The 14960-nt window shown below is 54.6% G+C and carries 11 protein-coding genes; 5 read left to right on the plus strand and 6 right to left on the minus strand.

What is annotated here, in order from left to right; all coding sequences use genetic code 11:
* The first annotated feature begins 171 nt into the window (after nt 1–171).
* Nucleotides 172–717 (plus strand): replication initiation negative regulator SeqA, encoded by a 546-nt coding sequence (gene seqA / locus A1SC_RS00075; protein ID WP_001515978.1) that lies wholly within the window; start codon nt 172–174, stop codon nt 715–717.
* A gap of 28 nt (nt 718–745) precedes the next feature.
* Nucleotides 746–2386, plus strand: a complete 1641-nt coding sequence (gene pgm, locus A1SC_RS00070) for a phosphoglucomutase (alpha-D-glucose-1,6-bisphosphate-dependent) (protein WP_010380767.1) — start codon at nt 746–748, stop codon at nt 2384–2386.
* Nucleotides 2387–2549: 163 nt separating this feature from the next.
* Here the strand turns inward: pgm and kdpE are convergent, their stop codons facing one another.
* Genes kdpE through kdpF form a run of 6 tightly spaced genes read right to left on the minus strand, consistent with a single transcriptional unit; the run spans nt 2550 to nt 10315 of the window.
* Nucleotides 2550–3227 carry a two-component system response regulator KdpE gene (gene kdpE, locus A1SC_RS00065; RefSeq protein WP_016263048.1) on the minus strand — a complete coding sequence of 226 codons (678 nt, stop codon included), beginning with the start codon at nt 3225–3227 and terminating at the stop codon, nt 2550–2552.
* A complete protein-coding gene (gene kdpD, locus A1SC_RS00060) occupies nt 3224–5908 on the minus strand; it encodes a two-component system sensor histidine kinase KdpD (RefSeq protein WP_016263049.1) in 2685 nt (894 codons plus the stop codon). The genes kdpE and kdpD overlap by 4 nt, the downstream gene beginning before the upstream one ends.
* Nucleotides 5901–6473, minus strand: a complete 573-nt coding sequence (gene kdpC, locus A1SC_RS00055) for a K(+)-transporting ATPase subunit C (protein WP_001515981.1) — start codon at nt 6471–6473, stop codon at nt 5901–5903. Before kdpC ends, kdpD begins: the two co-directional genes overlap by 8 nt.
* An 8-nt stretch (nt 6474–6481) precedes the next feature.
* Nucleotides 6482–8530, minus strand: a complete 2049-nt coding sequence (gene kdpB, locus A1SC_RS00050) for a potassium-transporting ATPase subunit KdpB (RefSeq protein ID WP_000087925.1) — start codon at nt 8528–8530, stop codon at nt 6482–6484.
* Between the two features lie 22 nt (nt 8531–8552).
* Nucleotides 8553–10226 (minus strand): potassium-transporting ATPase subunit KdpA, encoded by a 1674-nt coding sequence (gene kdpA, locus A1SC_RS00045; RefSeq protein ID WP_000741116.1) that lies wholly within the window; start codon nt 10224–10226, stop codon nt 8553–8555.
* On the minus strand, nt 10226–10315 hold the full coding sequence (kdpF, locus tag A1SC_RS0122665; RefSeq protein WP_001272653.1) for a K(+)-transporting ATPase subunit F: 90 nt from the start codon (nt 10313–10315) through the stop codon (nt 10226–10228). The genes kdpA and kdpF overlap by 1 nt, the downstream gene beginning before the upstream one ends.
* Before the next feature lie 314 nt (nt 10316–10629).
* On the opposite strand from kdpF, the gene A1SC_RS00040 reads away from it, so the two are divergent.
* The 3 genes from A1SC_RS00040 to A1SC_RS00030 all read left to right on the plus strand — a co-directional run.
* A complete protein-coding gene (locus A1SC_RS00040; protein WP_000424791.1) occupies nt 10630–10836 on the plus strand; it encodes a YbfA family protein in 207 nt (68 codons plus the stop codon).
* A gap of 758 nt (nt 10837–11594) precedes the next feature.
* Complete coding sequence (locus A1SC_RS00035) at nt 11595–12047, plus strand: DcrB-related protein (protein ID WP_000141610.1); 453 nt, start codon at nt 11595–11597, stop codon at nt 12045–12047.
* An 18-nt stretch (nt 12048–12065) separates the two neighbouring features.
* Nucleotides 12066–14960 (plus strand): DUF6531 domain-containing protein (locus A1SC_RS00030; RefSeq protein ID WP_016263050.1); only part of this gene is annotated, 2895 nt, incomplete at its 3' end.

The following is a 14960-nucleotide window of genomic DNA, read 5'->3' on the forward strand; positions in this document are numbered from 1 at the left end:
TTTTCGCGAAGTCGGGTTAGGGTATTATGTTGACCATTGTGCCACAGGGCTGCAACAAATAAGGTTTAATCCGAGTTTTTCTGCAAGCCAGGCTTGACGCTATCCGCTGCCGGGATTTATTCATATACTCCTGGCGACTTGTATTCAGCTAAGACACCGCACTGGATTAAGATGAAAACGATTGAAGTTGATGATGAACTCTACAGCTATATTGCCAGCCACACTAAGCATATCGGCGAGAGCGCATCCGACATTTTACGGCGTATGTTGAAGTTTTCCGCCGCATCACAGCCTGCTGCTCCGGTGACGAAAGAGGTTCGCATTGCGTCGCCTGCTATCGTCGAAGCGAAGCCGATCAAAACGATTAAAGACAAAGTACGCGCAATGCGTGAACTTCTGCTTTCCGATGAATACGCAGAGCAGAAGCGTGCGGTCAACCGCTTTATGCTGCTGTTGTCTACACTATATTCTCTTGACGCCCAGGCGTTTGCCGAAGCAACGGAATCGTTGCACGGTCGCACGCGCGTTTACTTTGCGGCAGATGAACAGACGCTGCTGAAAAATGGTAATCAGACCAAGCCGAAACACGTGCCAGGCACGCCGTATTGGGTGATCACCAACACTAACACTGGCCGTAAATGCAGCATGATTGAACACATCATGCAGTCGATGCAATTCCCGGCGGAATTGATTGAGAAGGTTTGCGGGACAATTTAAAACAACGTTGCAGATAAAGGACAAAGCAATGGCAATCCACAATCGTGCAGGCCAGCCTGCACAACAGAGTGATTTGATTAATGTCGCCCAACTGACGGCGCAATATTATGTACTGAAACCAGAAGCAGGGAATGCGGAGCACGCGGTGAAATTCGGTACTTCCGGTCACCGTGGCAGTGCAGCGCGCCACAGCTTTAACGAGCCGCACATTCTGGCGATCGCTCAAGCGATTGCCGAAGAACGTGCGAAAAACGGCATCACTGGCCCTTGCTATGTGGGTAAAGATACTCACGCCTTGTCCGAACCTGCATTCATTTCCGTGCTGGAAGTGCTGGCAGCAAACGGGGTTGATGTCATTGTGCAGGAAAATAATGGCTTCACTCCGACACCTGCCGTTTCCAATGCCATTCTGGTTCACAACAAAAAAGGTGGCCCGCTGGCAGATGGTATCGTGATTACGCCGTCCCATAACCCGCCGGAAGATGGTGGTATCAAATACAATCCGCCAAATGGTGGCCCGGCTGATACCAACGTCACCAAAGTGGTGGAAGACAGGGCCAACGCACTGCTGGCCGATGGCCTGAAAGATGTGAAGCGTATCTCCCTTGACGAAGCGATGGCATCCGGTCATGTGAAAGAACAAGATCTGGTGCAACCGTTCGTGGAAGGCCTGGCCGATATCGTCGATATGGCGGCGATTCAGAAGGCTGGCCTGACGCTGGGTGTCGATCCGTTGGGTGGTTCCGGTATCGAATACTGGAAGCGCATTGGCGAGTATTACAATCTCAACCTGACCATCGTTAACGATCAGGTCGATCAGACTTTCCGCTTTATGCACCTCGACAAAGACGGCGCGATCCGTATGGACTGCTCCTCTGAGTGTGCGATGGCGGGTCTGCTGGCACTGCGTGATAAGTTCGATCTGGCGTTTGCTAACGATCCGGATTATGACCGTCACGGCATCGTTACTCCGGCAGGTTTGATGAATCCGAACCACTACCTGGCAGTAGCGATCAATTACTTGTTCCAGCATCGTCCGCAGTGGGGCAAAGATGTTGCCGTCGGTAAAACGCTGGTTTCTTCTGCGATGATCGACCGTGTGGTCAATGACCTGGGTCGCAAGCTGGTAGAAGTACCGGTAGGTTTCAAATGGTTTGTGGATGGTCTGTTTGACGGCAGCTTCGGCTTTGGCGGCGAAGAGAGCGCGGGCGCTTCGTTCCTGCGTTTCGACGGTACGCCGTGGTCAACTGATAAAGACGGCATCATTATGTGTCTGCTGGCGGCGGAAATTACTGCCGTCACCGGCAAAAACCCGCAGGAACACTACAACGAGCTGGCAAAACGCTTTGGTGCGCCGAGCTACAACCGTTTGCAGGCAGCAGCAACTTCCGCACAGAAAGCGGCGCTGTCTAAGCTGTCTCCGGAAATGGTGAGCGCCAGCACTCTGGCAGGCGACCCAATCACCGCGCGTCTGACCGCTGCGCCGGGCAACGGTGCTTCTATCGGTGGTTTGAAAGTGATGACCGACAACGGCTGGTTCGCCGCGCGTCCGTCAGGCACGGAAGACGCATACAAGATCTACTGCGAAAGCTTCCTTGGCGAAGCACATCGTAAGCAGATCGAGAAAGAGGCGGTTGAGATTGTTAGCGAAGTTCTGAAAAACGCGTAATCATATAAAGTAAAAAAAAGGGCGGTCGGAAGATCGCCCTTTTTTACTTATGACCGCCTGATGCGCTACGCTTATCAGGCCTACGAGAATGGTGCAATATATTGAATTTTCACTATTTTGTAGGCCGGATAAGGCGTTTTCGCCGCATCAGACAAATAACACCCTAAAGCATAAACCGATACCCAATACCGGTTTCAGTAATAAAATGGCGAGGTCGGGCCGGGTCTTGTTCCAGTTTTTGTCGCAGATGCCCCATATAAATCCGCAAATAGTGACTGTGTTCGACCGCATTTGGCCCCCATACCTGGTTGAGTAACTGGCGCTGGGTAAGCACTTTCCCGGCGTTGTTGAGCAACACAGCCAGCAGGCGGAACTCTATCGGCGTCAAATGCACTTCTTCCTCGCCGCGATGGATCACGCGGGCGGCCAAATCAACGGCCACATCGGAAAATGTCACCACCGGATCGGGCGCGGCGGTGGCGGAGTGGCGGCGTAACGCGACGCGTAGACGAGCCTGCAATTCACCAATGCCAAACGGTTTACTCAGGTAATCATCAGCTCCGGCATCCAGCGCGGCGATTTTGTCGCTCTCTTCGCTACGTGCGGAAAGCACAATTACCGGCACCGCGCTCCACTGGCGCAGGTCGCGGATAAACTCAATTCCATCGCCATCGGGCAGGCCGAGATCGAGAATAATCAAATCCGGCTTACGGGTTGCCGCCTCCAGCAGCCCACGTTGCAGTGTTTCGGCCTCAAAGACGCGCATACCGTCGCCCTCCAGCGCTGTGCGCAGAAAGCGACGAATAGCCTGTTCATCTTCAACAATCAGAACGTTTGTCACATATCCTCATGAAATTCTTCAAGTTCAGGAGCGGTTTGCTGAGGAAGTGTAACACGAAAACAAGCGCCACCTTCCGGTCGGTTGAATGCGATGATCGTACCACCGTGTATTTCTACAATCGCCCGACAAATTGCCAACCCAAGCCCGACGCCCGGCACTGCTGACTCTTTATTCCCACGGGCAAATTTATCAAAAATCGTCCGTTCCTGACCTTGTGGAATACCGGAGCCGTTATCCCAGACATCCAGTTGTAGTTGCTCTCCCTCGACATGGGCATCAATACCAATTTCAGCCTGCGTTCCCGCGTACTTCACCGCATTCTCCAGCAGATTAATCAGCACCCGCTCAAACAGTGGCCCGTCGACGTGGATCAAGGTCAGCGGTTCAGGCAGAGAGAGGTTGATGGGTGACGATAAACCTGGCTCCAGCATTTGCAGCGCACTGCCGACGACTTCTTCCAGCGTTAACCACTCTTTCTTCAAATTAAAGCTGCCGGACTGAATTCGCGCCATATCCAGCAAGTTATTTACCAGTCGGGTCGTGTTCAGCACATGCTGGCGAATTTCGCTGGCCTGGCGAGCGTGCGGAGAACCTTCGCTTGCCAGATCAAGCGTTAAGATTTCTGCCTGACCAAACAGCACCGTAAGCGGGGTGCGTAAATCGTGAGACAGCGCCGCCAGCAGCGCGTTGCGGATCTGTTCACGCTCGCTGGCCATCCGCGCCTGTTCTTCGCTGGCGGTCAGCATCAGGCGCTCAAGAGCATTGGCCACTAACAGCGTAAACGTTTCCAGCAGGCGCTGTTGTTCCGGGATCATCAACTGGCGCAAATTTCCCGGTTCCACCACCACCAGTCCGTAGGTTTTCTCGCCGCTTTTTAACGGCAAAATCTGGTACGGCACGCCGGGTAAAGTGTCGGTGCCCGCACCCGCAGGCAGACCTTTATCAAAGCTCCAGCGGGCGATAGCATCGTCCCACGGCGTCATCCCCTGCGGATGTGTTAGCGGCAGTAATATACCGTTGTCATCAGGTAACAACACCTGACTGCGGGCATGAAAAGTAGAAGCAATAAACTGCTCGCTGGTGGCGGCGATGTCCTGGGGACTGCGGCCTACCGCCAGCGTTTTTGACATTTCATATAAGTGTCGCGTGCGTTGCTCGCGGTAACGGGCTACCCGCGCCTGGTAACGCACGCCAGCGGTAAGGTTCCCGATCACCAGCCCGACGGTTAACATCACCGTGAAGGTCAGCAGATACTGCACATCAGAGACGGCGAGCGTGCCGCGTGGGGCGATAAAAAAGAGATCGAAACTCACCACGTTAATGACGGTGGCAACCACCGAAGGCCAGCGACCATAAAAAAGTGCCACCACCACCACGCCCAACAGATACAGCATCACCAGGTTAGCGGCATCGAAGGCCATCAGCCACTGCATGGCAATTAAAGTGATAACGGCGCATAACGCGGCGGCAACCACGCAGCCCTGAATTTGCACCCGCCATTTGTCTTTAAAAGAGCGGCTATCCGGCGCGTTATTAATTGTGCGCGCAGGTGGTTCATCAAGCGCGACCAGTACCTGATCGAGGTCGGGGGCGATGCGCGCCAGTCGGTCGGCAAAGGTTTCCCGACGCCACCAGCGGCGCGAGGCCGGGCGACCGAGAATTATCTTGCCGAGATTATGCTCCCGGGCATAACGCACTACGGCTTTTTCTTCTGCCGGATCAGAAAGTGTTGCTGTCTCTGCGCCTAACTCCTGCGCCAGACGCAAGGCGCTGAGAATGGCTCGACGTTTTTTCTCCGGTAAGCGGTGCAGGGCAGGGGTTTCAACATATACAGCGTGCCAGACGCTCCCCAGCCTTGACGCCAGCCGCGCCGCCGCCCGAACCAGTTTTTCGCTGCCCGTATTATGCCCAATACATAAAAGGATCGCGTCGCGCGTGTGCCAGACTTTCTCTTCGCCAGGACTCCCCCGCCAGGCGCGCATTTGCTCATCTACGCGATCGGCAGTACGGCGCAGCGCCAGTTCGCGCAGGGCAATCAAATTGCCTTTGCGGAAAAAATGTTCAATGGCGCGCTCAGCCTGCCCGGCAATATAGACTTTGCCTTCTTTCAGGCGCTGGCGCAGATCGTCCGGAGGCAGGTCCACCAGCACCACGTCGTCGGCGGCATCGAAAAAAGGATCGGGCACGGTTTCCCGTACCTGAATTCCGGTGACGCCACTGACCACATCGTTCAGACTTTCCAGATGCTGAACGTTGACGGTAGTGAAAACATCAATGCCTGCTTCCAGTAGCTCTTCGATATCCTGCCAGCGTTTAGGATGACGGGAACCTGGCGCATTACTGTGCGCCAGTTCATCCATTAATATCAGCGCCGGACGGCGGGCGAGGGCGGCATCGAGATCAAACTCGCTGATATGCCGCCCACGGTACGCCTGGCGTTTCAGTGGCAGAACAGCCAGACCTTCCAGCATTGCGGCGGTATCTTTCCGCCCGTGGGTTTCTACCACGCCAACCACAATATCCAGCCCTTGCGCCCGCAGTCGCTGGGCTTCCGCCAGCATCGCCCAGGTTTTCCCGACGCCCGCACAGGCACCGAAGAAAACTTTTAGCTTTCCGCGATGCGGCGCGGCAGTTTGTTCCAGCAGACGGTCGGGGTCGGGACGTAAAGGTTCGTTATTCATCAAGCTTATCCAGCGCCAGATTGAGTTCGACAATGTTGACGACCGGCTGGCCGATATATTTCACCAGCGGTTGTTGGCTGTATTTTGCGACCAGTTGTGTGAGCTGTTCAACGCTGAGATTACGCGCTTTCGCCACCCGTGGGATCTGCCAGGTCGCCGCTTGCGGGGTAATGTTATTGTCCAGCCCGCTTGCCGAAGCCGTGACCAGTTCAACCGGAACGCTCGCGCTGGCATCCGGGTTAGCGGCTCGTAAAGCAGCAACGCGTGCTGCTATTTGTTTATTCAGCGCCGGATTACTGACCGCCAGATTGCTCCCGCCAGAAGCCTGTGGATTATAGGGCATTTCTGCCGTTGCCGACGGACGGCCATGAAAATAGCCGTTATCGGTAAAATTCTGCCCGATTAATGCCGAACCGCGCACTGTATCACCTTCACGGATCAACGAACCGTTGGCCTGCCAGGGAAACCACCATTGCCCAAGCAGGGTGGTTAGCAGCGGGTAAACGCCGCCAGTAATCAATAACAGAAAGAGAAAAGTCGAGAATGCCGGACGTAATCCACGCATGGTAAACCTCACACCAGACCGCAAACGGTCAGCAGTAAATCAATGACTTTGATACCGATAAACGGCACCAGCAGCCCACCCATACCGTAAATCCATAAGTTACGGCGCAACATGGCAGAAGCGGTAAGCGGTTTATAACTCACGCCTTTTAATGCCAGGGGAATCAAAAAGACGATAATCAAGGCATTGAAAATAACTGCACTGAGAATGGCGGAGTCGGGCGAATGCAGGCGCATGATGTTCAGCGCATTCAACTGCGGATACGTTGCCGCGAACGCCGCCGGAATAATGGCGAAGTATTTCGCCACATCGTTGGCAATGCTGAAGGTCGTAAGCGAACCACGGGTCATCAGCATCTGTTTGCCAATATGCACCACCTCGATCAACTTGGTCGGATTGGAGTCGAGATCCACCATATTGCCCGCTTCTTTCGCCGCCTGAGTGCCGGAGTTCATCGCCACCGCGACGTCGGCTTGCGCCAGCGCTGGGGCATCGTTGGTGCCGTCGCCAGTCATTGCCACCAAACGGCCTTCCGCCTGGTACTGACGAATCAACGCCAGCTTGGCCTCTGGTGTCGCTTCGGCAAGGAAATCGTCGACGCCCGCTTCCGCTGCAATGGCGGCGGCGGTCAGACGGTTATCGCCGGTAATCATCACCGTTTTAATGCCCATTTGGCGCAGTTGGGCGAAACGCTCTTTAATGCCACCTTTGATGATATCTTTCAGCGCAATAACGCCCAGCACGCGAGAACCTTCCACCACTACCAGCGGCGTGGCACCCTGACGCGCAACCTGATCGACTTTTTGGTCGACATCGGCAGGGAAGTGGCTACCGTTAGCCTCGACATGACGGCGAATGGCATCGACAGAACCTTTACGGATCATGCGGTTATCAATGTTGATCCCACTCATCCGGCTTTGCGCAGTAAAGGGTACAAAGGTGGCATGGAGCGACTGCACATCGCGCTCGCGCAGGTTAAAACGCTGCTTGGCGAGGATCACAATACTGCGGCCTTCCGGCGTTTCATCGGCCAGCGAAGCCAGTTGTGCGGCGTCGGCCAGCGTTTTTTCCTCCACGCCCTGCGCGGGGATAAACTCTGATGCCTGGCGGTTACCGAGGGTGATGGTGCCGGTTTTATCCAGCAGCAGGACGTCCACGTCGCCCGCAGCTTCAACTGCACGTCCGCTGGTGGCGATCACATTCGCGCCCAGCATCCGGCTCATCCCGGCGACGCCGATAGCTGACAGCAAGCCGCCGATAGTCGTTGGGATCAGACAGACCAGCAGCGCTACCAGTACCGTCACGCTGACTGCGTTACCGCCCCAGGCGGTAAATGGCCATAGCGTTGCGGTTGCCAGTAAAAAGACGATGGTCAGGGCAATCAGGAGAATGGTCAGGGCAATCTCGTTCGGCGTTTTGCGTCGTTGTGCGCCTTCCACCATCGCGATCATCCGATCCAGAAACGTCTCGCCGGGGTTAACGCTGCACTCAATTACCAGCCAGTCAGAAAGAATACGCGTGCCGCCAGTGACGGAGGCAAAATCGCCGCCGGACTCACGGATCACCGGTGCCGATTCCCCGGTGATGGCGCTCTCATCGACCGATGCGCCACCTTCAATAACTTCACCATCGCAAGGGATAATATCGCCCGCTTCTACCAGCACGATGTCGCCTTTACGCAGTTGATCGGCCGGAACTTTGTCTGCCACAGCACCATATTTCGGCTCGCGCAGCTTGCGAGCAAAGGCGGTTTTTTTCACCCCTTTCAGACTGTTGGCCTGCGCTTTACTGCGGCCTTCCGCCAGCGCCTCTGCGAAATTGGCGAACAGCACGGTGACCCAAAGCCAGCCACTAATTGCCGCGCTAAATAGCGCATTGCCGGGCATCGCACCGCTCACCATCGCGATACTAATAAAGGTGGTCAGCAGACTGCCGATCCAGACGATAAACATCACCGGATTGCGCCATTGCGCCTGCGGACTTAATTTTTTCACCGCTTCTTTCAGCGCCTGGGCGACAAGTGTGGGTTCGAATAGCGCCAGTTGTTTACGACTCATATTCAGTGCTCACTCAATATCATCAGGAGAGATATTCCGCCACCGGACCAAGCGCCAGGGCAGGGATAAAGGTCAGTGCGCCAACCAGCAACACGGTGCCGATTAACAGGCCAATAAACAGCGGGCCGTGCGTTGGCAGTGTACCGGAGCTGGCGGGTTGGCTCTTTTTACTCACCAGCGAACCGGCAATCGCCATCACCGGGATAATCACCCCGAAGCGCCCGACAAACATGCAGAACGCCAGTAAGCAGTTCCAGAACGGTGAGTTGGCGCTTAATCCGGCAAAGGCACTGCCGTTGTTGTTGGCGGCGGACGACACGGCGTACAGCACTTCGCTAAAACCATGCGGGCCAGGGTTGAGCATGGCGCTACGACCGGCATCGGTCATCATCGCCAGCGCCGCGCCCATCAGCACCAGCGTTGGGGTAACCAGAATCGCCAGCGCAGTCAGTTTCATCTCGCGCACGTCGATTTTTTTACCCAGATATTCCGGCGTGCGACCAATCATCAGCCCGGCAATAAACACCGCCAGCAGGACGAACAGCATCATGCCGTAAAGGCCAGAACCCACGCCGCCGAATACCACTTCACCAATTTGCATCAACCACATCGGCACCATGCCGCCGAGAGCGGTAAACGAATCATGCATCGCAATCACTGCGCCGCAGGAAGCCGCCGTAGTCACGACCGCAAACAGGCTACTGACCAGTACGCCAAAACGGCTCTCTTTACCTTCCATATTGATGCTGCTGTCTGCGCCCAGCGCCAACAGATGAGGATTACCCTGAATTTCTGCCCACATCACCACGGCCACGCAGATGACAAAAATCACCGACATTGCCCACAGCAACATGCGCCCCTGACGACGATCGCCCGCCACTTCGCCAAAGGCAAAGCAAAGCGCCGTTGGGATCAAGAAGATCGCCAGCATTTGCACGAAGTTGGTCAGTGCGGTCGGGTTTTCAAACGGATGCGACGAGTTGGCATTAAAGAAACCACCGCCATTAGTACCGAGCATCTTGATCGCTTCCTGAGAAGCCACCGGCCCCATCGGTAACAATTGCTGTGCCCCTTCAACGGTTGTCACAGCCTGATAAGGCAGAAAGTTTTGCAGCGCACCTTGTTGAATAAAAAACAGGGCGATCAACAACGCCACTGGGGCTAACACCCATAACGTGATGCGTAACAGATCGACCCAGGCATTGCCCAGTGTGCTCATGCTCTGGCGGGTAAACGCGCGGATGAGGGCGAAAATCACCGTAATCCCGCTGGCGGCAGAAAGAAAGTTTTGTACCGTTAAGCCCGTCATCTGACTGAAATAGCTCAACGTTGTTTCGCCGCTGTAAGACTGCCAGTTGGTGTTGGTGACAAAGCTGACAGCAGTATTCAGCGCCAGATCCCACGACAAACCCGGCAGTTGCTGCGGATTAAGCGGCAGATAGTGCTGACCGACCAGCATGAAAAACAGCACCGCCAGTCCCAGCAGGTTCAGGCAGAGAATGGCAGACAGATACTGCTTCCAGTTCATCTCACGGTCAGAGACGCCAAGTGCGCGAAAGAGTACGCGTTCAACGCCTGCCGTTCCGGGAAGAGGAATATCATTAATCAGCCGTGCCAGCCCGCTGCCTAAAGGGCGCGCCAGCACCATCAGCACCAGTAAAAACGTGGCGATCAGTAAGAACCCTTGCGCAGCCATCAGAACGCCTCCGCATTGATCAGGGCATAAACCAGATAACCCAGTAATAAAAACACCAGCAACACGCCGGTTATCACGCCTGCACTCACAGTGCACCTCCAGTGGCCTAAAAGTGATACCGGAAGGGTAGAATTGTGGCTGCAAAGATTTCGCAAAAATCTGCGGGCGGGGTGTAAAAAAAGTATAAAAATGGCAAAAGCCATGATTTAACTAATGGTTAGTATCATTTTAACTTTTATGTAACTTAATTACACGGTGAATGTAAATAAACCATCAATAAGCAAAAATAAGTGGTCGGATGAGTAGTAAAATTACACAAAAGGCGGTACTATTTTCATCAGATAAACGAATTCATTTTTCCGGTGTCATTCACCGGGTAGATACAAAAAAGGGGGAGAAAAGTATGGAACTCTATAAAGAATATCCTGCATGGCTTATCTTTTTACGCCGTACTTATGCGGTTGCAGCGGGCGTTCTGGCGCTGCCTTTCATGCTTTTCTGGAAAGACCGCGCCCGCTTTTACAGCTACCTGCACCGCGTCTGGTCGAAAACCAGCGATAAACCGGTGTGGATGGATCAAGCCGAAAAGGCAACCGGTGATTTTTACTGATTGCTAGCACATTTAAGCCAGCCTTGTATACGGGGCTGGCTTAGGCGTTCTGTATCAACGGATCTCATGACGCCTTCATTTCATCACTGTTTTATCTTCAAGTTTCGCTAGTACCCTTTTAAAAGGGTAACTCAGAATGCGGTTATCCTCATTGTCTCTCTAAGCGGCTCTATCGTCAGAAATCTCTGGTTAGGTTGGATACCCCATTACACTCTTTCCTGTAACTTCAGTGTAAAGTGAGAAAGTCGCTATCACTTTTGCTCACTCCAGCATCTAAATAAATTCCGAATTTTGCTATTAATATCGCTACTTCAATAAAAGTAGATAGTAAAGAGAGTAATATATACTTTATTGATATATTAAGAATAATTCATTGTTAATGAATCTAATGCGATAAGGTGTATTGGTGTTAATAAAAAGATATTGTATTTTTAGTTGATAATTAAAAACACACAATATTTCAGCCTTTTCTATGTAAGAACTCAATTTTATAAGGCATCCATTTTTATATGGAGGCGGTAGCGTGTCTGTTGTTGGTGGTTTTATTTACACGCTGAATATAATTGAATTATCGAATATATAACTATGTATCCGTTCCAGTCGTCGTAACTATTGATAATTATTTGATATTCTTAGTGATTGTTGCTGGAAAGATAAAAATGAGCGACAAAGCAGCAATAGACGTCACCTTCATGACTAAAAAATAAATAAAAACCCATCAAAAAATAATTCGTTTATTAAAAAGGACTCATGCCATTATGACGGAATATTACCTCAATGAGACAGTTATAACTTTCACCGGGAATATTATTCAGGACAGTACCATTAATATGTTGCGGCTCAGCAATCCCGACGCTGCACTCATTATCAGCCGGGGTCAGATGCAGGAAGGAGACGAATTAGCCTCTCAGGTTGAACAGCAAATGAAAAAGCTGGAAAAGCAGGTCAGGGAACTGCACCACACGCCCGTGCAGGTGACCCGCGTGGGGATTAATGACGCTGAGGAAGGGCTGGAGATACAGAGCCAGTTTCTCCGGGGTAACGAGCAGGTGTATCAGTGTCAGGTGGCATTTGTATTGCCGGGTGAGCGGGTCATGATGGCCTTCACTTACGCCAGAACCACACCGCTGACCCCGGCAGACATGACGCGCTGGGCTGAAATTAAAAAGAATCTGCGCTTCAGGATACGGCAGGAAACCAGGACGCATTAATCACACAGGGAACGGGACATGGAAGATGCATTCTGGGCGGCAAGGCAGGGTGATGCCCTGCTGCATACGTCGTTTATGGCAGATGTGCTGGGGGCGGTGCTGGAAGTGGCCGCAAATGTCGTTATTGATGCCCTCATTGTCGGCGCAACCTCGTTACTGGCGGCGTCAGTAGGGATCACGATGGGGTGCACGGCTGTCTTGCTGACCGGTTTTGTGGCGGGTGTGGCGATGGTGTACACCGGCGTGACAGAAACGGTCAGCGAAGCCTGTTCAGACCTCGCAGATATGCTTTTCCCGCCTCAGATTGAAGGTTACATCCTCACCGGCTCTGGTGACACATTGATCAACAGCAAACCTGCCGCGCGGGCAGCGGCCACAGCGGCATCGCGGCAGGAGATTGAGGCGCAGGAAGCGCAGGCGAAGGCGGAACAGGAAGAAGCGCAGCGTCAGGAGGACGCCAGAACGTTCCGGGATGTGGCCGGGGAATATCTGGAAATGGCGGGGGCAATAGCCCTGGCGGTTCATCCGGTGACTGGACCTGTTCTGATGTCCCGGGCGCTGCACGACCAGCTCAGTACAGAAGAAGGGCGTTCTGAGATGGTGGATGGCGTGACACATTTTGTGTCGGAACTATGGCAGCCCACCGTGGCCAGTGCGGCACCTGGCTCCACCCCGACCCCTGACGATAAAATCGACTGCCATAAACATCCTTCCTCACTGACTCAGTTACTCGCACAAAAAAAAGCCGCCTTTCTGGATGACCCTCTGGGAACGGCCCTTAACCTGTTGAGTCCGGACGGTCTGCTGGAAACCGCCTTTCAGGGAGTGAATGCGGTTATTGGTAGTATCAGTAATCTGTTCAAAGGTGATGACGAACCGCCCGCGGCGGAATATATCGCGGAAGGTGCGCGGGATGTGCGTGTCAACAGTCAGCCAGCGGCACGCAGCGGGGCACGCTGTACCTGCGAGGCCAGGGTGGTGAATGCGCCGGGGGACGGGGCGTTTGTGTCACCGGATGTCCGCATTGGCGGTCCGTTACTGGTGGTCAGGGATATCAGAAGCGGCAGGTCGCAGATAACCCTGGTGGCAACCGTGGCGCTGATGTTTCTTCGCCCGGGCAAAATGCTTTCTAAAATCGCCTGTTTTGCTGCCGGTATCGGGATGAGCATGATGACGCAGAAGGCCATCAGCGCCCTCCCGCATCCGGTCAACGCCGCCACCGGGGCCAAATACCTGGCTGATGATGATGACTTCGATTTCAGCCTGCCGGGCCACTTTCCGCTGGACTGGCAGCGTGTGTACAGCAGTCGTGACGAACGCACGGATGGGATGTTCGGTCAGGGCTGGAGCGTGATGTATGAAGTCAGCCTCGTGCGCACACCGGGTAACGCGGACGAAAACTGCATGACCTTTGTGTCGGGTATGGGGCGACGGCTGGATATGGAAGCCGTGCTGCCGGGGAGCGGTTTTTACAGCCCCGGTGAAGGACTGGCAGTACGGCGTGGTGAGCAGGGGCACTGGCTTATCAGCAGCGATGATGGACATTTTTTTCTGTTTGAAGCCGACCCGCATCACCCGCAGCGCCAGCGGCTGAAAATGCTGGGCGACCGTAACAGCAACTGTCTGAATCTGTACTACGACGACCGGGGGCGCATCACTGAAATCCGCGGCGAACAGCAGCGTCCGTGCATCCGTCTGTATTACGAACTGGCGGCGCATCCCCGGCGGGTGACACAGATTTATCAGCATTTCCCTGATACTGCACCTTTACTGCTGCGTCGTTACAACTATGACGAGGCTGGCCACCTGAACGGCGTGCACGACAGCACGGGGCACCTGTTGCGTGAGTTTGCTTACGACGAAAACAACTGCATGACGCTGCACCGGCAGCCCGGCGGCGAAGGATATTATTACCAGTGGGGCTGGTATGAAGGGCCGGATGATGCAGGCTGGCGCGTGACGGGCCACCATACCGACAGTGGCGCACGATACCGTCTGGACTGGCGGATGGCTGAACGTGTGGTATGTGTGACAGACGGGGCGGGCCGGACACGCTTTCATCAGTGGGATGCGCAGAATCAGGTGACGGCGTACCAGGACGAAGCCGGGCAGGTGATGACGTTCCGCTGGAGCGACGAAGAACGACTGCTGCTGGGGATGACCGACGCTCAGGGCGGCAAATGGCGCTATGTGTATGACCGCCTGGGGCATATCACGGAGACGCACGACCCGCTGGGGCGGGTGGCACAGACACAGTGGCACCCGGTATGGCACGAACCGGAAACGGAAGTGGATGCAGCGGGGAACAGTTGGCGCTGTGAGTACGATGAACGCGGCAATCTTCTTGCCGTGACCGACCCGCTGCAACAGAACACCCGGTATCAGTATGACCGCCACGGCCAGGTGGTACAGATAACCGATGCCCGTGGGGGGAATAAATACCTTCAGTGGAACGAAGACGGGCAGCTCACGCGGCATACGGATTGTTCCGGCTCGCAGACGACCTGGTTCTACGACGAACGCACGCGGCTGATACGGGTGACAGACGCGCAGAGCCACAGTACGCGCTACGGGTATGACGACAGCGGTCACCTGGTGGAGGTGATACTGGCGGACGGCCGCACGGCGCATTACCAGCCGGATGCGGCGGGCAGGCTGGTGAAGTATACCAGCCCGATGGGGAGGATAACGCGCTGGCAACGAGACGGGCAGGGGCGGGTGCGCAGCCGGACGGACGCGATGGGGCGCAGGACGGCATTCGGGTACGACGCCTACGGACGGCTGACCACCCTCACAAACGAGAACGGGGAGTGCTACCGGTTCCGCCATGATGTGCTGGACCGTCTGGCGGAGCAGATAAACCCGGATGGCTGTCGCCAGGCGTACCGTTACAACGCGCTGAACGCGGTCACG

The organism is Escherichia sp. KTE52 (assembly GCF_000408325.1).
GTDB classification, from domain to species: Bacteria; Pseudomonadota; Gammaproteobacteria; order Enterobacterales; family Enterobacteriaceae; genus Escherichia; species Escherichia marmotae.